We start from the raw sequence: 20,736 nt of genomic DNA, 5'->3' as shown, positions 1-20,736 counted from the left end.
GTCATCTGAATTACCCCGTTGAGATCAAAAAACGCGTAGTTAACACTACTCAATACTTTTGATTAATGTCATTCTCTCCTCAATGATTTCTTTGGAGAATTAATGATGGAAATGACACACGCACAACGCTTGATCCTCTCTAATCAATATAAAATGATGACTATGATGGATCCTGATAACGCTGAACGTTATCGTCGCTATCAGACAATTATTGAACGCGGGTATGGATTACAATTACGTGAACTTGACCGTGACTTCGATGAAATGTCAGAAGAGACCTGCCGTACCATTATTAACGTCATGGAAATGTACCATGCATTGCAAGTTTCTCGTGATAACTTAAAAGAGCAAGAAATGCCTGATGCTCGCCGTGTCGCATTTATAGGCTTTGATGCAGCGACAGAATCCCGCTATCTTAGCTATGTGCGTTTTATGGTGAATACAGAAGGGCGTTACACGCATTTCGATAGTGGTAGTCATGGTTTTAACTCTCAAACACCAATGTGGGAGAAATACCAAAGAATGCTTAACGTTTGGTTAGCGTGCCCTCGCCAATATCACCTTAGCGCCGTTGAAATTCAGCAAATACTTAATGCGTAATCATTAGCGCACCACTGTAAAGTAAAGGTAGGCATAAATTATGGCGATCACATGTAAAGGCTTTCTGTTTGATCTTGATGGAACATTAGTTGATTCATTACCTGTTGTTGAACATTGTTGGGCGTTATTTGGTGAGCGCGTAGGTGTATCAACACAAGAGATTAATGACTACATCCACGGAAAGCCTGCTATTGAGTCGATTCGCCATTTTATGCCTAATGCAACCGAACAAGAGATAACTGAAACTTTTCGTTGGTTAGAAAAATTAGAATCAACACAAACCGAAGGATTAGCACCACTTCCGGGTGCCATTGAACTGATTAACCGCCTTAATGACTTAAATATTCCTTGGGCAATTGTTACATCAGGCACTGTTCCTATTGCCTCAACGCGCCAATCTGTCACGGGTATTCCTGAACCTAAACATTGGGTTACAGCGGAATGTATTAGTAGAGGTAAACCTAATCCTGAGCCTTATCTTTTAGGTGCCAAGAAATTGGGTTTATTACCACAAGATTGTGTGGTTTTTGAAGATGCAGCTGCGGGTATTTACTCTGGTTTAGATGCAGGATGCCAAGTGGTTGCTGTTCACGCTCCTCTTTCTCTCCCTCGCCGTAATGAGATTCATTTAATTATTGATTCTTTAAACGATATTCAAATCGAGAAGCAAGCTGAAAAAGTGATAATAACGCACAAAAGATAGTCTTTTCTTTGATCATATTAGAAGACTTATTGTTGTAAAAATGGTCTACTTATCAATGTAGTGAATTGATGTCTTAAACTGTTTTCACTTATTGCTGATCGAGGCCATTTTGAATAGCGAATTATTATGGGTTTTAAGCCTGCTATTGATAGCTATTGTCCTTTTTACGACCAACAAAATCCGCATGGATGTGGTCGCTTTACTTGTCATCATCGCATTCGTTCTTAGCGGTACACTTTCATTAAATGAAGCCACGGTAGGATTTAGCGATCCAAACGTATTACTTATTGCTGCTCTTTTTGTTATTGGCGAAGGGTTAGTGAGAACAGGTGTGGCTTATCAAATGGGTGACTGGCTTGTACGTGTTGCGGGTAGCAGTGAAGTTAAAATGCTTGTGCTATTAATGATATGTGTTGCAAGCTTGGGGGCTTTCATGAGCTCAACGGGCGTGGTAGCTATCTTTATCCCTGTTGTGCTGAGCGTTGCTGCTCGGATGAAAACATCACCAGGTCGTTTAATGATGCCGCTAGGTTTTGCGGGCCTTATCAGTGGATTAATGACCTTAGTGGCAACACCGCCTAATATGGTTGTTAACAGTGAATTAGTTAGAGAAGGGTTACCAAGTTTTCAATTTTTCTCCATTACCCCTATTGGTATTGCCGTCTTATTCGCAGGCATTTTATATATGCTGGTGGTACGTCGGTGGCTAGGAAACAACGATAATGGTAAGCAAAAAGAAGCTTATCGCCGTACTTTCCGTGATCTTATTCGTGATTATCAATTAGCAGGACGTGCTCGCCGTTTAGCAATTCGTAAAGGTTCTCCGCTAGTAGGCCATTCACTTGATGAATTACACTTACGTTCTCGTTATGGTGCAAACGTTGTCGGTATTGAACGCTGGAGGCGGTTTCGGCGTGTTATGGTTAGCGCAACCGGTGGCACTGAATTAAGAGAGCGTGATGTTTTATTAGTTGATATGTCAGCCAGTGATGTCGATTTACGTGAGTTTTGCCGTGAACAGATGCTAGAGCCAATGGTGCTACGAGGTGAATATTTTTCTGAACAATCTCGTGACGTAGGGCTTGCTGAAGTATCAATGAATCCTGATTCAGAATTGTTAGGCAAATCATTAAGAGAAATTAAATTTCGTACTCGTTATGGCTTAAACGTCGTTGCTATTCGTCGTGAAGGAAACGCCTTACCGGGGAAAATTGTCGATGAGCCATTACGTCTTGGTGATGTGTTATTGGTGATTGGTGATTGGAAACTTATTCGCGTTTTATCCACTAAACCACGTAATTTTATCGTGTTAAATTTAGCTGCCGAAATTGAAACGGTTGCTCCTGCTTCATCTCAAGCACCTCATGCATTATTTTCGTTAGCATTAATGGTGGCATTAATGGTGACGAATGAAGTCCCTAACTTTATTGCGGCACTTATTGCTTGCTTATTAATGGGTAAATTCCGCTGTATTGATATGGAAAGTGCTTATCGCTCTATTCATTGGCCAAGTATTATTTTAATTGTGGGTATGATGCCTTTTGCTGCTGCATTGCAAAAAACAGGCGGTATCGAACTTATTGTAAATGGCTTAATGGATGTTGCGGGTAGTGCAGGTCCTCAAGTGATGTTGGTATGTTTATTTATACTTTGTGCATCAATTGGGTTGTTTATCTCAAATACGGCAACCGCTGTATTAATGGCACCAATTGCTATTGCGGCCGCAAACCAAATGCATGTATCACCATTACCATTTGCAATGGTGATTGGTGTGGCGGCTTCAGCCGCATTTATGACGCCAGTTTCATCTCCTGTTAATACACTTATCCTTGAACCAGGTGGTTATAAGTTTGCAGACTTTATTAAGATTGGGGTGCCATTTACCATTATTGTGATGTTTATTAGCGTATTCTTGATCCCATTATTATTCCCATTCTAATTATTAATACTTTTGTTTTGCTGAAACGCTGTTTGTTAATTAATAAACAGCGTTTTTTATTTATTGGTTGGTGGTTTTTTATTTGATGTATTATTTATATCTATGTATGTGTGTTTTTTGACATATTGAAACGTATAAAGGAGTAATCTATATCCAATAGATAATTTAGGAATGTTTAAAATGAAAATAGAATCAAATATATCATCTGTAATTAATGCTAAAATTAATATGAATGAAGGTGGAAGTAATAAAAGTACTCTTAAGGGTAATATTTCAAATATAGATAATAAAAATATTTTTATATCACTACCGATAATAGTAAAACCAAATATTAAAATCTATATGATGAAATTAGGTAATAAAAATTTGGAGAGTAGTATTACCAATATATCAAACTTTAAAAATGATAATATTGAGTTTTCAGAAAAATTTATCGCCAGTTTTTTAGCACCTAACTCAGATAAACTAGCTGCTAGTGGACAGAGTAAATTACAGAATATTAACAGAGCAATAAAGGTTGAAATTCCAAAAATAAATGATGAGAAAATGGCTGTTTTATCAAATGAAAAAAAAGATAGTGAAGCGATAAATAGCCAAATGAAAGGTGAGTTAGATAATATAGGAAAAGGTAGTCAAAAGAGTGAAGATAATTCTTTATATAGAAAAGATGGTGCATATAACAAATTGAGTAAAAGATATGATTTAAATAGTAGTAATTTTTCTCCTATTAAAAATCTTATTGATGATAAAAAAATATCAACTGAAGAAAAAGAAAGAGAATTAAAAAAATATTTAGCACGTAATGATTCTGAAATAAAAAAAATGAACAGGTTTGAAAGATTTAAAGATATATTTGGAATGTCAAAAAAAATAAATATACTGCGAAATCAGCAAGACAATGATGCTAAGATTATCTTTTATGGCTTAAGTAACTTACATAATTCTATAGTAAATAAAGATATTTCTTAGAGTGTAAAATTATTTCAGCTTTTTATGTAAGATGAGAGTCAATTGGTATACTCTCATCTTATATAGAATAATATTGCTTACTCACTAATCTCATCCAGCGATAAACTAAATCCCGGTACAAACACCTTTATAAAATAGTCCATCTCAAGGCTATGTCTTTCTGCTAATGTTTTTTCTAAGCGATTTTTGGCTAAATTAAATTCACTATTACCTGCGGCAAGCTCTTCAAGGCATTTTAAGTAAGCACATAAACTATCGGCTTGTTTGACAATAAAGGTTTCTTCCTCACTATGTAACTGCTCATCAATAAGAGGGCGAAAATCGTCTTGTAATTCTTTTGGTAACATTTCTATTAATTTTTGCTGGGCATATTTTTCTATTTTTTTATATTCATGAGCAATTTGTGGATTATGGTACTTAATCGGTGTTGGCATATCACCGGTGATCACTTCACTGGCATCATGATACATCGCTTGTAATGCAATACGCTCAGCATTGACGTTACCATTAAATTTACGATTCTTAATCACCGCTAGGGCATGGGCGACAAAAGCGACTTGTAAACTGTGCTCAGAAACATTTTCTTGGCGAATATTACGCATTAAAGGCCAACGAGTAATGAGTTTTAAGCGAGAAAGGTGGGCAAAAAAGTAACTCATAATATCTCCCAATTGCGTGATTGAAGACATTATTGTGAGTGGATAATAGATGGATGTAAACGTTAATAGAAAAGAAAATAAAAAAACGCAATATAACTGCTTGTTATACTGCGTTTTATTTTAGATGCAGGTAATCTTATTGATGATAACCGACAATAAAGCGACCGAATTTTTGAATTGCCATATCTAAGTCATCTTCACGCGGAAGAGTCACAATACGGAAATGGTCTGGGTATGGCCAGTTAAAGGCAGTACCTTGTACCAGTAATACTTTTTCTTGCAGTAATAAATCGAGGATCATTTTCTGATCGTCTTTAATACTGTAACGATTAAGGTCTATTTTAGGGAACATATACAATGCACCCATAGGTTTAACACAAGAAACACCCGGAATTTGATTAATCAGTTCCCAAGCACGATTGCGTTGCTCATATAAGCGACCACCCGGCAGAATAAATTCACTAATACTTTGATAGCCACCTAATGCAGTTTGAATGGCATGTTGCATAGGAACGTTAGCGCATAAACGCATAGACGCTAACATATTCAAGCCTTCAATATAGCTTTTAGCGTGTTTTTTAGGGCCGTTTAATACCATCCAACCTTGACGGAAACCAGCAACACGATAGGTTTTTGATAAACCATTAAATGTTACGGTTAATAAATCGGGCGCCATTGCAGCGATAGAATGATGTTGAGCATCGTCATACAAAATTTTATCGTAGATTTCGTCAGCGAAGATAATCAGGTCATGTTGACGTGCAATTTCAACGATTTCCATCAGAATGTCTTTGCTATATACCGCACCTGTTGGGTTATTTGGGTTGATAATAACAATACCGCGGGTATTTTTTGTGATTTTACTGCGGATATCATCTAAATCAGGAAACCAACCTTGTTGCTCATCACACATATAATGAACCGCATTTCCTCCTGAAAGAGAAACGGCTGCTGTCCACAATGGGTAATCAGGCGCAGGTACAAGCATTTCATCGCCATTGTTTAATAAAGCTTGCATCGCTTGTACGATTAACTCAGAAACACCATTACCAATATAAATGTCTTCAACAGTGATATCACGCATATCACGGGCTTGATAATGCTGCATGATAGCTTTACGCGCAGAAAACAGTCCTTTGGAGTCACTATAACCCTGAGAGCTTGGTAGATTGCGGATCACATCTACTAAAATTTCATCAGGCGCTTCAAAGCCAAAAGGTGCCGGGTTACCAATATTGAGTTTTAAAACTTTGTTACCTTCTTCTTCCAGACGTTTTGCTTCTTGCAAAACCGGACCTCTAATGTCGTAACAGACATGTTCGAGTTTGTTTGATTTTTTAATCTGATTCATAGCGCGTTTACCTAATAGGGTCTGACTCGTATCTTTTATTGTGATTGTGGCGACTTAGCGACATTTATCGCCGATTGCTATTCATATAGAAAGATACAAATGAAAAGGCTGTCCCAGCAAATAACTGTTCTATCACTCTACTCTTACGTTACAAACTTTTGAAGATGCTAGGTTATTTTTGGTGTAAAAGGTCAGTTTATTCTTAGAATGTTATTTTGATGACTGATTGTATTGCTTATGGTGGATTTATGTTTCAGTTTTGGTGAATAATCTGGATTATTATTCTATTGAAAAGGAGCTTTTTAGTGTGGTGATTAGAAACAAGTTGATGTGATAGAGAGGTAGACGGAATGTTGCATAATCAATTATTGAATAATTTTATCGGATTTGTATTATCTGACTTAATATATTAAATTTTCAAATAATATGGTTAAATCTACTTTATTCTATAGCAATCAATTAGTTTAAGTATAAATTAAATTTAAATCTTAAATTTAGTTTATAGGGGAAGATACTTAAACTCGAATGCATAGTTAAGATAATTTAAATTATTTTCAAAATGTTAAAATTTATGAATGAGAAAGCAATATAGTATGATCTAAGTCTAACTTGTGATGACGGTATACAGTTCTTTCTTGTGAATGCTTGAAATGATAATAAAATTTAATTTGTTACAAAAAGATGCAATTCCTTTCCATCTAGGAGGTGTAAACGATAAGAAACAAATGTAAAGTATTCGGTATGTCTTTGCTCTCCTTTTCAGAGTAGAGTACTGTCTGAATCGGAAGTCTTTTTTAGACTTTTGATATAAAACACCAGGTATATGTAATTTAAAAATCAAAAATAAGTGAAGAATAAACAATGATTAATGCAAATCGTCCGATAATGAATCTCGACCTCGATCTGCTTAGAACGTTTGTAGCTGTAGCAGATTTGAACACTTTTGCAGCAGCCGCTGCTGCTGTATGTCGAACCCAATCTGCTGTGAGTCAGCAGATGCAACGTTTAGAGCAATTGGTGGGTAGAGAGCTGTTCGCCCGTCATGGTCGTAATAAACTTTTAACAGAGCATGGTCTACAACTTTTAGGTTATGCGCGTCAAATTCTGCGTGCGAATGATGATGCAACGGCATCATTAACGTATAGCGATGCAGAAGGGGAGCTACGTATTGGTGCTTCTGATGACTCTGTTGATACTTTATTACCGTTTTTATTAAATCGTATCGCATCAGTGTATCCACGTTTAGCGGTTGATGTACGTATTAAGCGTTCTCAATATATTGAGACAATGCTAGATAATCATGAAATTGATTTAGCATTAACAACAGCTCGTATTGGTCATCACCCACGTACAGCGTTACGTACTGCACCAGTGCTATGGCATTGTGCGCCAGATTTCCAATTACAAATGAATGAGCCGATCCCTTTAGTTGTAATGGATGAAACGAACCCATTCCGTCAATTAGCGATAAACACGTTAGATGACGCAGGAATTCAATGGCGTATTGCTTATGAAGCAGCTTCTTTATCTGCTGTTCGTGCCGCGGTTAATGCAGAAGTGGGTATCACTGCACGTCCACTTGAAATGCAGAATGCTGATTTACGTATTTTAGGCGAAAGCGAAGGATTACCTCGTTTACCTGAAACACAATATTGGTTATATCGTAATTCAGATGAACAAAATGAAGCGGTGTTAACAGTATTCAATGCGATTGAAAACAAGAAAACACCTTATACCGTCACTGCACCTGAAGATATTAGCTCTACTGAACTTGAATAATCACATTAATAATTGTGTGAATTTTTTAGCGTTAAAACACAAAAATTAAAGATTAAAAAAGAGTCAAATAAAACTGGATAGTGATGAATAATGATAAACGGGAATAGATGCAATGAAGTGCATTTATTTCCGTTTTTTTATTGCCTTTTTTTGAAATAGTAACACTATGTTAATAATTATGTTGTTTTATGTATTTATCTTTGTGACATTTCATTCCATAACTACCTTAACTGCTTGTTAAAAAAATGTTTACCTTCCCCCTTGGTTAATCACTTGTAGGATTTGTTAACAAATAAAAAGATTGTCTAGGTTTTAAGAGAATAAAAAAGTAAATCTAAGCGGATATTTGACCTCCTCCACAATATTAGAAAGTTAATTTGTTAAAATTTGGATAAATTTTAAACTGATTAAGTATTTTTTCGACTATTTTGTGAGTTTGATCAAGAAAATAAGGCACATTTGCCTGTGTTGAGTCAGGTTTTTCCTGAGATACTGGTGTAGTAAAATCGAATTATCGGTTAGACTAAGCGTGTTAGCATAAAGTTTGTCGGTTGACTGACACGTTTTAGCATTAGCCAGTAATTGGGTGTTAAAAATGAGTGTTAAATTTGTTAAATCGCGATAGAAAACTGAGTGATTTGTCGCAAAGTTTTCTAAAAAAGAAGAAAGGTATAAATAGACTGTTATTATTTCTTTAATTAGCAAGTCTGTTTAATTCGCCTTTTTTTTCGTAATTAGAAATGTGGTGTAAACCGCCGGATAAGAGTTGGTTAATTGACACCACCTTTGATGAGTAAGCAATGAGTATGTCTACAACCACTGAAGTTATCGCCCATCATTGGGCATTTGCTGTCTTCCTCATAGGCGCATTGGGGTTATGTTCGCTCATGTTGTTGGGTGCCCGCTATTTAGGCGGACGCGCACAGGCAAGGGCAAAGCATGTTCCTTATGAATCTGGTCTTGATTCTGTTGGCAGCGCTCGTCTGCGCATGTCAGCTAAATTCTATTTAGTTGCCATGTTTTTCGTTATTTTCGATGTTGAAGCACTGTTTCTTTATGCCTGGGCTGTTTCCGTTCGTGAAGTTGGCTGGTTAGGCTTTATTGAAGCGTCAGTCTTCATCGCTATTTTATTAGCTGGATTATTCTATTTGGTTCGCATAGGCGCATTAGATTGGACGCCTGTTCGCTCTCGCCGTGAAACTGCGAGTAAAAGCCATGTTCGATTAACCAGCGGCAAACATCCGCAGCAGTAATAAGCGAGGCATTAGAAATGGATTATACGCTCACCCGCATAGATCCGAACGGTGAGAATGACCGTTATCCCCTGCAATCACAGGAAATTGTCAGTGACCCATTAGATGCTCACGTTCATCGCAGCGTGTATATGGGAAAACTGGAACATGCGTTGCATGACGTTGTGAACTGGGGACGGAAAAACTCTTTATGGCCATATAACTTTGGTCTTTCCTGTTGTTACGTTGAAATGGTGACGTCATTTACGGCTGTGCATGACGTGGCTCGTTTTGGTTCAGAAGTATTACGTGCATCACCTCGTCAAGCTGACTTTATGGTGGTTGCGGGTACTTGCTTTACTAAAATGGCACCCGTTATTCAACGTTTATACGACCAGATGCTAGAGCCTAAATGGGTTATCTCTATGGGGGCATGTGCAAACTCTGGTGGTATGTACGACATCTACTCAGTAGTGCAAGGTGTTGATAAGTTCATTCCAGTTGATGTGTATATTCCTGGATGCCCACCACGCCCTGAAGCTTACATGCAAGCACTAATGTTATTACAAGAGTCCATTGGTAAAGAACGTCGCCCATTATCATGGGTTGTCGGCGACCAAGGCGTTTACCGTGCCAATATGCAATCAGAACGAGAAAGAAAACACGGTGAACGTATCGCAGTGAAAAATCTGCGTACTCCTGACGAAATTTAAAGGCTTTTGCCTAAGACGTAACCAGAGCAATGTGTTGCGATCATAGTAACCCTGATCAAAGTTGTGGTGAATAGAAATGACCGATCAGATAGCGCAAAAAGGCGCTCGGCCAGCGTGGGAAACGACCGATCATATTGATGATCAGGTGGTTAATGAACTGCGTCAGAAATTTGGGCCAGATGCGTTTACGTTCCAACCTACTCGTACTGGCATGCCAGTTGTTTGGGTTAAGCGGGAACAACTTATTGAGGTAATGCTATACCTCAAATCTTTACCAAAACCTTATGTCATGCTGTTTGATATGCATGGTTTTGATGAGCGTCTTCGTACGCATCGTCAAGGCTTGCCAGCAGCAGACTTTTCCGTTTTCTATCATCTGATATCAATCGATCGTAATAAAGATATCATGCTGAAAGTCGCGTTAAGTGAAAATGATCTTAATGTTCCGACTATCACATCTATCTTTCCTAACTCGAATTGGTATGAGCGTGAAGTCTGGGATATGTTTGGGATTGTCTTTAATGGGCATCCAAATTTACGCCGTATTATGATGCTTCCTGATTGGGAAGGTCACCCACTGCGTAAAGATTATCCTGCTCGTGCGACAGAGTTCGATCCTTATGTGCTAACAAAGCAGAAACAGGATCTGGAAATGGAATCGCTGACATTCAAACCTGAAGAGTGGGGGATGAAACGCGGTACTGAGAATGAGGACTTTATGTTCTTAAACCTCGGTCCTAACCATCCATCATCTCACGGTGCATTCCGTATTATTCTTCAGCTTGATGGCGAGGAAATCGTCGACTGTGTACCTGATGTGGGTTATCACCATCGTGGTGCTGAAAAAATGGGTGAGCGCCAATCTTGGCACAGCTATATCCCATACACAGACCGAATCGAATACCTCGGCGGATGCGTTAACGAAATGCCTTATGTACTTGCAGTGGAAAAACTTGCCGGTATTGAAGTGCCTGAACGCGTTAAAGTCATTCGTGTCATGCTGTCAGAGCTATTCCGTATTAATAGCCACTTACTGTATATCAGTACTTTTATCCAAGACGTTGGTGCAATGACACCAGTGTTCTTTGCCTTTACTGACCGTCAGAAAGTTTACAACATCGTTGAAGCGATTACTGGATTCCGTATGCACCCTGCATGGTTCCGTATCGGTGGTGTTGCTCATGACTTACCTCGCGGTTGGGAACGCTTATTACGTGAATTCTTAGATTGGATGCCAAAACGTCTAGATTCTTACGTAAAAGCAGCACTGCAAAACAGTATCTTGAAAGGTCGTACTATTGGTGTTGCCTCATATAATGCTAAAGAAGCATTAGATTGGGGTGTGACAGGTGCAGGTCTTCGTTCAACAGGTGTTGAATTTGACGTCCGTAAATGGCGTCCATATTCAGGTTATGAAAACTTTGAATTTGAAATCCCTGTTGCAAGTAATGGTGACTGTTATGACCGCGTAATGCTGAAAGTAGAAGAACTACGCCAAAGCTTACGTATTCTGGAACAGTGCTATAAAAATATGCCAGAAGGGCCATTTAAAGCAGACCATCCACTGACAACGCCTCCACCAAAAGAGCGCACATTACAGCATATCGAAACCATGATTAACCACTTCTTACAGGTTTCATGGGGCCCGGTTATGCCTGCTAATGAATCATTCCAGATGGTTGAAGCCACTAAAGGGATCAACAGCTATTACTTAACCAGTGATGGCAGCACAATGAGCTACCGCACGCGTATTCGTACGCCAAGCTTTGCTCACTTGCAACAAATTCCAGCGGTTATCCGCGGTAGTCTGGTTTCTGACTTGATTGTGTATCTGGGAAGTATTGATTTTGTAATGTCGGATGTGGATCGTTAATCATGCAAAATGAATTAAACCAAAAAGATGATGCAGTGCAGATCGAAATCGTTGATGTCACGCATTCAAAGAAAGCAACGTTTGTTTTAACTGAAGAAGAACGTGCTGAAATTGAACAAGAAAAACATCACTATGAAGATCCGCGTGCAGCCTCTATTGAAGCACTGAAAATTGTGCAAAAGAACCGCGGTTGGGTTGAAGACGGCGCAATTTATGCGATTGCGGATGTTCTTGGGATCCCTGCAAGCGATGTTGAAGGCGTTGCTACGTTCTATAGCCAAATTTTCCGTCAACCCGTTGGCCGTCACATTATTCGTTTTTGTGACAGCGTGGTTTGTCATATTACAGGTTATCAAGGCATTCAGGCAGCAATTGAAAAGCACCTTAATATCATTCCTGGTCAAACTACACCAGATGGTCGCTTTACGTTACTGCCAACCTGCTGTTTAGGTAATTGTGATAAAGGTCCTACCATGATGGTAGATGACGATACTCACAGCTTTGTTAAACCTGAAGAGATTGAAACGTTACTGGAGCAGTATCCATGACAGCAATTTCAGGAGCAAAACCGATTATTCGTAGCGCAGAAACGCACCCGCTAACGTGGCGCTTACGTGATGATCGTCAGCCTGTATGGTTGGATGAATACCGTGCTACAAACGGTTATAAAGCGGCAGAAAAAGCATTAAAAGGTATGTCACCGACGGAAGTGACCACTGAAGTTAAAGATGCTGGCCTAAAAGGTCGTGGTGGTGCTGGATTCTCAACAGGCCTGAAATGGAGCCTGATGCCAAAAGATGAAAGCATGAATATCCGTTACATCCTTTGTAACGCAGATGAAATGGAGCCGGGTACTTATAAAGACCGTCTCTTAATGGAAGAACTTCCACATCTGTTAATTGAAGGGATGATTATCGGCGCTCACGCACTGAAAGCTTACCGTGGTTATATTTTCCTTCGTGGCGAATATATCGAAGCGGCTAAGAATTTACGCCACGCCATTGAGGAAGCAAAAGCAGCAGGCTTTCTTGGTAAAAACATCTTTGGTTCCGGAATTGATTTTGAACTGTTTGTTCACACAGGTGCAGGTCGTTACATTTGTGGTGAAGAAACAGCATTAATCAACTCATTAGAAGGTCGTCGTGCTAACCCGCGCTCTAAACCGCCATTCCCTGCAACATCAGGTGCATGGGGTAAACCAACTTGTGTCAATAACGTTGAAACATTGTGTAACGTGCCAGCGATTATTGAACACGGCAAAGATTGGTATATCGGCTTAAGTGAAGGCAAAAGCCCAGATGCGGGTACTAAATTAATGGGATTCTCGGGGCGCGTGAAATTTCCGGGCTTATGGGAATTGCCATTTGGTACAACAGCGCGTGAGATCCTTGAAGATTACGCAGGCGGTATGCGTGATGGTCTTAAGCTGAAAGCATGGCAACCGGGTGGTGCAGGTACTGACTTCTTAACGGAAGATCACCTCGATCTCCCAATGGATTTTGGCACGATTGCAAAAGCAGGTAGCCGTTTAGGTACTGCACTTGCGATGGCGGTAGATAATGAAATTAATATGGTTTCATTAACCCGTAATTTAGAAGAGTTCTTTGCTCGTGAATCTTGTGGCTGGTGTACACCTTGTCGTGATGGCTTGCCATGGAGTGTCGAAATCTTACGTGCGATAGAAAATGGTAAAGGTCGCCCTGGTGATATCGAAACACTTGAGCATTTATGTCGTTCTTTAAGTCCGGGACACACATTCTGTGCTCACGCACCGGGTGCAGTAGAACCTTTACAAAGCGCCATTAAATATTTCCGTGAAGAATTTGAGGCAGGCATTATTCAAGAAGATTATACCAATGCCAACTTGATCAGAGGTATTCAGCCTAACTTGCTGAAAAGCCGCTGGTAATTTTTCACGACACATTCTAGGTTTAACGCCTGCTGTGCAGGCCTTTGGGAAGCATGCTGACTATGGCTACGATTCATGTAGACGGCAAAGAATATGAAGTTAACGGGGCTGATAACCTGTTAGAAGCCTGTCTTAATTTAGGCTTAGATATTCCTTATTTTTGCTGGCACCCAGCGCTGGGAAGCGTTGGCGCTTGCCGCCAGTGTGCGGTGAAGCAGTATCAAAATGCTGAGGATACCCGCGGTCGTTTAGTGATGTCTTGTATGACACCAGCGACTGATGGCACGTTTATCTCTATTGACGACGAAGAAGCGAAGAAATTTCGTGAAAGCGTTGTTGAATGGTATATGACAAACCATCCTCATGACTGTCCAGTTTGTGAAGAAGGCGGTAACTGCCACCTTCAAGATATGACGGTAATGACAGGTCATACTATGCGTCGCTATCGCTTTACGAAGCGTACACATAGAAACCAAGATCTGGGACCGTTTATTTCTCATGAAATGAACCGTTGTATTGCTTGTTACCGCTGTGTTCGTTACTACAAAGACTATGCCGATGGTACTGATCTTGGCGTCTTTGGTGCACATAACAACGTATTCTTTGGACGCGTTGAAGATGGCACATTAGAGAGCGAATTCTCGGGTAACTTGGTTGAAATTTGTCCAACAGGTGTGTTCACTGATAAAACTCACTCATCACGTTATAACCGTAAGTGGGATATGCAGTTTGCACCAAGTATTTGCCAAGGTTGTAGCATGGGTTGTAACACAAGCCCAGGTGAACGCTATGGTGAATTACGTCGTATTGAAAACCGTTATAACGGGACTGTAAACCGCTATTTCCTCTGTGACCGTGGTCGTTTTGGCTATGGTTATGTGAATTTAGCAAGCAGACCTCGTCAGCCTAAAAAACGTTTAGGCAGTAACTGGTTAGAAATTAATGCTGTTCAAGCAACTCAAGCCGCTGCAGATATGCTGAAGAAAAGCCAGCGTATCGTAGGTATTGGTTCCCCGCGTGCAAGCATTGAAAGTAACTTTGCATTACGTGAAGTTGTTGGTGCTGAAAACTTCTATAGCGGTATCTCTGCATCAGAGCAAAAACGACTGACATTAATGTTAGATATTTTACAAAAAGGTGGCGTTCATACCCCATCTCTACGTGAAATTGAAGATTACGATGCGGTTTTAGTGTTAGGTGAAGATTTAACACAAACCGGTGCTCGTATGGCATTGTCTGTACGTCAAGCCGTGAAAGGTAAAGCGCGTGAAATGGCAGCCGCTCAAAAAGTAGCTGACTGGCAAATTGCTGCGATTATGAATATCGGGCAACGTGCAAAATACCCGCTGTTTGTCACTCATGTTGATGAAACCCGCCTTGATGATGTTGCTGCATGGAGCTACCGCGCACCCGTTGTTGATCAAGCGCGTTTAGGTTTTGCGATTGCCAATAACATTAACGGTGAAGCACCTGCAGTTGATGGCATTGATGAAGCGCTGAATAAACATATCGAGATGGTTGTTCAAGCACTTTCTCAAGCGAAGAAACCATTAATTATCAGTGGTAGTCATGCAGGTAGCGAAGACGTTATCAAAGCAGCTGCTAACATTGCGTTTGCATTAAAAGCAAAAGGTAATGAAGTAGGGCTTTCTTTCGTTGCTGATGATGCAAATAGCATGGGCCTTGCCATGATGAATGCACAACCACTTGATGATGCATTAAAAATGATGCGTAGTGGTCAAGCTAACACGGTTGTTGTAATGGAAAACGATTTATATCGCCATTACGATGCAGACGTGATTGATGATGCGATTGCTAAAGTTGATAACGTTATTGTTATCGACCACCAGCAAACAGACATTATGGCGAAAGCACATCTTGTTCTCCCAGCTTCTTCATTCGCTGAAAGCGATGGAACCATGGTGAGTCAAGAGGGCAGAGCACAGCGTTACTTCCAAGTTTTCGAACCTTCTTTCTATAACAAAGAAGTGGTGATGCATGAAAGCTGGCGTTGGTTGAGTGCTGTTGATTCTCAATGGCATGAAAGAACGTTGGATTGGACACAGTTAGACAGTGTTATTGAGCATTGTGCAACTAGTCTTCCTCAGTTTGCTGGCATTGTTGATGCTGCACCGAATGCATCATTCCGTATTCGTGGACAGAAACTGGCTCGTGAACCGCATCGTTATAGTGGTCGTACTTCTATGTTGGCAAATGTGTCTGTTCATGAACAGCGTCAACCAAAAGATATCGACACGCCATTTGCGTTCTCAATGGAAGGTAATAACAGCCCAACAGCACCTCGTCAGCAAATTCCATTTGCATGGGCACCGGGTTGGAACTCACCTCAAGCATGGAATAAATTCCAAGCAGAAGTGGGTGGCAGCTTACGCTTTGGCGATCCGGGTGTGCGCTTAATCGAATGTGGTGATAATACACTTGGCTACTTCACTGATATTCCTGCGCCATTTAATGCACAGAAAAATCAATGGACTGTCGCACCTTGCTACCGTTTATTTGGTAGTGAAGAGTTATCACAACGCGCTGAAGTTATCCAATCTCGTATGGAAACTGCTTATTTAACATTGAGTGAATCTGATGCACAGGCATTAGCGTTAACTCAAGGTCAGCAAGCGATGTTTACTTACGAAGGCCGTGAATTCACCTTACCTGTGAAAATCAGTGCTCACCTGACTCAAGGTCAAATTGGCTTGCCGTTAGGTATGGCAGGTATTTCTCCATCGCTGGTGGGTGTATCGGTTCGTCAACTGCGGGGTATTGCATAATGAGCTGGTTATCTCCTGAAGTTACAGAGATTTTACTCACCGTTTTAAAAGCCGTCGTGATCTTGCTTGTCGTGGTCACTTGTGGTGCTTTTATGAGTATGGGGGAACGCCGTTTACTGGGTTTATTCCAAAACCGTTATGGGCCTAACCGTGTAGGCTATGCAGGTTCAGCGCAGCTAATTGCGGATATGATCAAAATGTTCTTTAAAGAGGACTGGATCCCGAAATTTGCTGACCGCTTTATCTTCACCATTGCGCCAGTGATTGCGTTTTCATCTTTACTGCTGTCATTTGCAATTGTACCTGTTAGCTCAACATGGGTTGTCGCTGACTTAAACATCGGTATTTTGTTCTTCTTGATGGTTGCCGGTATTGCGGTGTATGCCGTGTTATTTGCAGGCTGGTCAAGTAATAACAAATATTCACTGTTAGGTGCAATGCGTGCATCAGCACAAACCGTAAGTTATGAGGTGTTCTTAGGGCTCTCAATCTTAGGTGTTGTTGCACAAGCGGGCTCTTTCAACCTGACTGACATCGTAAACTCACAAGCAAATGTGTGGAATATCATCCCACAATTCTTTGGCTTTATTACGTTTGCGATTGCAGGGGTTGCTGTTTGTCACCGTCACCCATTTGACCAACCTGAAGCAGAGCAAGAGCTGGCTGATGGTTATCACATTGAATATTCTGGTATGAAATTCGGTTTATTCTTTGTTGGTGAATATATCGGTATCGTTGCGGTATCGGGTCTTATCGTGACGTTATTCTTTGGTGGTTGGCAAGGTCCTTTCTTACCGTCATTCGTTTGGTTTGCACTGAAAACAGGATTCTTCATGATGATGTTTATCCTTATTCGTGCCTCGTTACCGCGTCCGCGTTACGACCAAGTGATGTCTTTCGGTTGGAAAATTTGCTTACCGTTAACGCTTATTAATCTGCTGGTAACTGCTGCAGTGATACTTTACAACGCTCAATAAGGGGTGATTGAACCATGACTTTAAAAGAGTTATTGACTGGTTTCGGCACCCAGGTACGAAGCATTTGGATGATTGGCTTACATGCCTTCGCCAAACGCGAAACACAGATGTACCCGGAAGAACCTGTCAATGTTGCACCACGTTATCGTGGACGTATTGTGTTGACGCGTGATCCCGATGGTGAAGAGCGCTGTGTTGCTTGTAACTTGTGTGCAGCAGTCTGTCCAGTAGGCTGTATTTCATTACAGAAAGCAGAACATGAAGATGGTCGTTGGTATCCGGAATTTTTCCGTATCAACTTTTCTCGTTGTATCTTCTGCGGTTTATGTGAAGAAGCTTGCCCAACAACGGCACTGCAATTAACGCCTGATTTCGAAATGGGTGAGTTTAAGCGTCAGGATCTGGTTTATGAAAAAGACGATCTGTTGATTTCTGGACCCGGCAAATATCCTGAATATAACTTTTACCGTAAAACAGGTATGGCGATTAACGGCAAAGACAAGGGTGATGCGGATGATGAAGCTAAACCTATCGATGTCAAAAGCCTGTTACCGTAAGGAGCGATATTCATGGAATTTGCATTTTACATCGCGGGGCTGATTGCCATCCTTGCAACATTGAGAGTTATCACTCATACCAATCCAGTACACGCATTGTTGTACTTAGTGATTTCATTGATTGCGCTCTCTGTGGTTTTCTTCTCGTTAGGCGCTTATTTTGCTGGTGCATTAGAAATCATCGTTTACGCTGGCGCCATTATGGTGTTGTTCGTTTTCGTGGTGATGATGCTCAACTTAGGTAAATCCGTCGTTGATCAAGAGAAAAAATGGCTACAACCGAAGTTTTGGATTGGGCCGGCACTTTTATCTCTCACTTTACTTGTGGTGTTAGTGTACGCCATCAGTACTGTGACTCACGGCGAAATTGCTGGAGATGTGATTGGCGCGAAAGAGGTCGGTATTAGCTTATTTGGACCTTATATTCTGGCTGTTGAGTTAGCATCTGTTCTTCTATTGTCTGGGTTAATAGTTGCTTATCACATTGGTCGTGATCAGAGCCATGACGATCTCGTCGAAAACGAAAACGCAGGGGAGCAAAAATGATACCTCTTCAACATGGTTTGATCTTGGCTGCGGTACTGTTTGTGTTAGGTTTTACCTGCTTAGTACTTCGCCGCAACCTGTTGTTTATGTTGATCGGACTAGAAATTATGATTAATGCGGCTGCGCTGGCATTTGTTGTCGGTGGTAGCTTTTGGGGTCAAACGGATGGTCAGATAATGTATATTCTGGCAATCAGCTTGGCAGCGGCAGAGGCAAGTATTGGTCTGGCATTGTTGTTACAGCTTCATAGACATCGCCAAAATATCAATATCGATACAGTCAGTGAGATGCGCGGATGAATATACTCTATTTAACCATTCTGCTACCACTGCTGGGATTCTTACTGCTTGCTTTCTCACGTGGTCGTTGGTCTGAAAACGTATCAGCATGGATTGGTACAGGTTCTGTTGGTTTATCTGCCCTTGTTGCATTTTGGGCTGGTATGGATTTCTTTGCTAACGGGCAAGAAACTTATGTTCTGACTTTATGGAACTGGATGTCAGCAGGGAATTTCAATATTCCGTTTACACTGGTTCTTGATGGTCTTTCATTAACAATGCTGGGTGTTATCACTGGCGTTGGCTTTCTTATTCATATGTATGCATCTTGGTATATGCGTGGCGAAGAAGGGTATTCTCGCTTCTTTGCTTATACCAACTTATTTATCGCAAGTATGGTCGTCTTAGTACTGGCTGATAATATGATGCTGATGTATATGGGTTGGGAAGGGGTTGGTTTATGTAGTTACCTGTTAATTGGTTTCTATTATAGCAATCCTGCCAATGGCGCAGCTGCGATGAAAGCGTTTATCGTAACGCGTATCGGTGATGTGTTCTTAGCTATCGGTATGTTTATCCTGTTTGACCAATTAGGTACATTGAGCTTCCGTGAAATGGCAGTACTTGCTCCTGAGCAATTAGCAGTGGGTTCAAGTGTCATTAACTGGGCAATGTTAATGGTATTAGGCGGTGCAGTAGGTAAATCAGCACAGCTTCCATTACAAACTTGGTTAGCCGATGCAATGGCAGGTCCAACACCTGTATCTGCATTAATTCACGCCGCAACCATGGTCACGGCGGGTGTGTACTTAGTCGCACGTAGCAATGCGCTATTCTTAATGGCACCAGAAGTACTGGAATTGGTCGGCATTATCGGTGCAGTCACATTAGTGTTAGCGGGCTTTGCAGCTTTAGTACAAACAGATATCAAACGTATTCTTGCTTATTCAACCATGAGCCAAATTGGTTATATGTTTTTGGCTTTAGGCGCTCAAGCATGGGATGCGGCAATTTTCCACTTAATGACTCACGCTTTCTTTAAAGCATTACTGTTCTTATCAGCAGGTTCGGTGATTGTTGCCTGCCACCACGAGCAGAATATCTTTAAGATGGGCGGATTACGTAAGAAGATCCCATTTGTTTATGCCTGTTTCCTAATTGGTGGTGGCGCATTAGCGGCATTACCGCTGTTAACAGCGGGGTTCTTCAGTAAAGATGAAATCTTATGGGGTGCGTATTCAAACGGGCATTTTAACTTAATGCTTGCAGGTTTAGTTGGCGCGTTATTTACGTCACTTTATACCTTCCGTTTGATTTTCATCGTATTCCATGGTGAAACCAAAACCGAAGCACACCAAGTTAAAGGGTTTACTCATACTTTCCCATTAGCGGTATTAGCACTGTTATCAACATTTATCGGTGCGTTAATTACTCAACCGTTAGGTGCTGTTTTCCCTGAAGGAAACGCATCGCACGATGGTAAATATGTGTTAGAAATTCTTTCTGGTGTGGTAGCGATAGTAGGCGTTGCCATTGCAGCATGGTTATACCTAAAACAGCGTCAATGTGTTTCTAAGGTTGCCAATACTCGCACAGGCCGTTTCTTCTCAACATGGTGGTTCCATGCTTGGGGATTCGATGCGCTGTATGAAGTGCTGTTTGTCAAACCTTATAAAGGGGCGGCGTGGCTTATCCAGAATGATCCTGTTAACCAATTCTTTAATTTATTTGGTTGCCTGCTTAAAGGTACCAATAAAGGATTAAGTTTCAGTGAGAATGGATTAGCACGTTGGTATGCGGCTTCTCTCGGTTTAGGTGCAGTGCTGGTCATCGCTCTGCTGCTTCTGGTTTAATTAAGGGACACA

General features: G+C 40.8%; 18 protein-coding genes. 16 read left to right on the top strand and 2 right to left on the bottom strand.

Translation table 11 applies throughout. The features are described 5' to 3' along the window. Nucleotides 1-105 precede the first annotated feature (105 nt). From D7029_RS12405 to D7029_RS12390, 4 genes are all read left to right on the top strand, one after another. Nucleotides 106-600, top strand: a complete 495-nt coding sequence (locus D7029_RS12405; RefSeq protein ID WP_088495118.1) for a YfbU family protein — start codon at nt 106-108, stop codon at nt 598-600. Nucleotides 601-640: 40 nt separating this feature from the next. After that, the gene (locus D7029_RS12400) at nt 641-1,303 is read left to right on the top strand and encodes a sugar phosphatase (RefSeq protein WP_075670624.1); all 663 of its coding nucleotides are present in this window, start codon (nt 641-643) and stop codon (nt 1,301-1,303) included. A 109-nt stretch (nt 1,304-1,412) separates the two neighbouring features. Then, a complete protein-coding gene (locus D7029_RS12395) occupies nt 1,413-3,242 on the top strand; it encodes an SLC13 family permease (RefSeq protein WP_194950825.1) in 1,830 nt (609 codons plus the stop codon). Nucleotides 3,243-3,422: 180 nt separating this feature from the next. Beyond that, a complete protein-coding gene (locus tag D7029_RS12390) occupies nt 3,423-4,211 on the top strand; it encodes a hypothetical protein (RefSeq protein ID WP_194950824.1) in 789 nt (262 codons plus the stop codon). A gap of 77 nt (nt 4,212-4,288) precedes the next feature. Here D7029_RS12390 and yfbR read toward each other — a convergent pair whose 3' ends face one another. Together yfbR and D7029_RS12380 are read right to left on the bottom strand one after the other, a co-directional pair. Then, nucleotides 4,289-4,870, bottom strand: a complete 582-nt coding sequence (yfbR, locus tag D7029_RS12385) for a 5'-deoxynucleotidase (protein WP_194950823.1) — start codon at nt 4,868-4,870, stop codon at nt 4,289-4,291. A gap of 136 nt (nt 4,871-5,006) precedes the next feature. Next, nucleotides 5,007-6,221 carry a pyridoxal phosphate-dependent aminotransferase gene (locus tag D7029_RS12380; RefSeq protein WP_194950822.1) on the bottom strand — a complete coding sequence of 405 codons (1,215 nt, stop codon included), beginning with the start codon at nt 6,219-6,221 and terminating at the stop codon, nt 5,007-5,009. An 861-nt stretch (nt 6,222-7,082) separates the two neighbouring features. Between D7029_RS12380 and hexA the strand changes: the two genes are divergently transcribed. The 12 genes from hexA (at nt 7,083) to nuoL (ending at nt 20,724) form a co-directional block, all read left to right on the top strand. Next, nucleotides 7,083-8,000 (top strand): transcriptional regulator HexA, encoded by a 918-nt coding sequence (hexA, locus tag D7029_RS12375; RefSeq protein WP_075670634.1) that lies wholly within the window; start codon nt 7,083-7,085, stop codon nt 7,998-8,000. An 800-nt stretch (nt 8,001-8,800) separates the two neighbouring features. Then, a complete protein-coding gene (locus tag D7029_RS12370) occupies nt 8,801-9,253 on the top strand; it encodes an NADH-quinone oxidoreductase subunit A (protein WP_036912633.1) in 453 nt (150 codons plus the stop codon). Nucleotides 9,254-9,270: 17 nt separating this feature from the next. Beyond that, on the top strand, nt 9,271-9,945 hold the full coding sequence (locus tag D7029_RS12365; RefSeq protein ID WP_004243697.1) for a NuoB/complex I 20 kDa subunit family protein: 675 nt from the start codon (nt 9,271-9,273) through the stop codon (nt 9,943-9,945). A gap of 76 nt (nt 9,946-10,021) precedes the next feature. Then, complete coding sequence (nuoC, locus tag D7029_RS12360; protein WP_088495124.1) at nt 10,022-11,818, top strand: NADH-quinone oxidoreductase subunit C/D; 1,797 nt, start codon at nt 10,022-10,024, stop codon at nt 11,816-11,818. 2 nt (nt 11,819-11,820) lie between these two features. Further along, complete coding sequence (gene nuoE / locus D7029_RS12355) at nt 11,821-12,366, top strand: NADH-quinone oxidoreductase subunit NuoE (RefSeq protein ID WP_006533305.1); 546 nt, start codon at nt 11,821-11,823, stop codon at nt 12,364-12,366. Continuing rightward, nucleotides 12,363-13,727: an NADH-quinone oxidoreductase subunit NuoF gene (nuoF, locus tag D7029_RS12350; RefSeq protein ID WP_088495125.1), complete on the top strand. Its 1,365-nt coding sequence runs from the start codon at nt 12,363-12,365 to the stop codon at nt 13,725-13,727. Before nuoE ends, nuoF begins: the two co-directional genes overlap by 4 nt. A gap of 53 nt (nt 13,728-13,780) precedes the next feature. After that, on the top strand, nt 13,781-16,513 hold the full coding sequence (gene nuoG / locus D7029_RS12345; RefSeq protein WP_194950821.1) for an NADH-quinone oxidoreductase subunit NuoG: 2,733 nt from the start codon (nt 13,781-13,783) through the stop codon (nt 16,511-16,513). After that, complete coding sequence (gene nuoH / locus D7029_RS12340) at nt 16,513-17,490, top strand: NADH-quinone oxidoreductase subunit NuoH (RefSeq protein WP_194950820.1); 978 nt, start codon at nt 16,513-16,515, stop codon at nt 17,488-17,490. The genes nuoG and nuoH overlap by 1 nt, the downstream gene beginning before the upstream one ends. A 14-nt stretch (nt 17,491-17,504) precedes the next feature. After that, nucleotides 17,505-18,047 carry an NADH-quinone oxidoreductase subunit NuoI gene (gene nuoI / locus D7029_RS12335; RefSeq protein WP_006533299.1) on the top strand — a complete coding sequence of 181 codons (543 nt, stop codon included), beginning with the start codon at nt 17,505-17,507 and terminating at the stop codon, nt 18,045-18,047. Between the two features lie 12 nt (nt 18,048-18,059). Continuing rightward, nucleotides 18,060-18,593 carry an NADH-quinone oxidoreductase subunit J gene (gene nuoJ / locus D7029_RS12330; RefSeq protein WP_194950819.1) on the top strand — a complete coding sequence of 178 codons (534 nt, stop codon included), beginning with the start codon at nt 18,060-18,062 and terminating at the stop codon, nt 18,591-18,593. Beyond that, entirely contained in the window at nt 18,590-18,892 is a 303-nt protein-coding gene (nuoK, locus tag D7029_RS12325; protein WP_023581731.1) for an NADH-quinone oxidoreductase subunit NuoK, read from the top strand. The genes nuoJ and nuoK overlap by 4 nt, the downstream gene beginning before the upstream one ends. Beyond that, nucleotides 18,889-20,724 carry an NADH-quinone oxidoreductase subunit L gene (gene nuoL / locus D7029_RS12320; protein ID WP_165122930.1) on the top strand — a complete coding sequence of 612 codons (1,836 nt, stop codon included), beginning with the start codon at nt 18,889-18,891 and terminating at the stop codon, nt 20,722-20,724. Before nuoK ends, nuoL begins: the two co-directional genes overlap by 4 nt. Nucleotides 20,725-20,736 lie beyond the last annotated feature (12 nt).

It is taken from the genome of Proteus vulgaris, assembly GCF_016647575.1.
Taxonomy (GTDB): domain Bacteria; phylum Pseudomonadota; class Gammaproteobacteria; order Enterobacterales; family Enterobacteriaceae; genus Proteus; species Proteus mirabilis_B.
The sequence above is the reverse complement of the archived record's forward strand: the minus strand, read 5'-3'. Positions and strand labels throughout refer to the sequence as shown.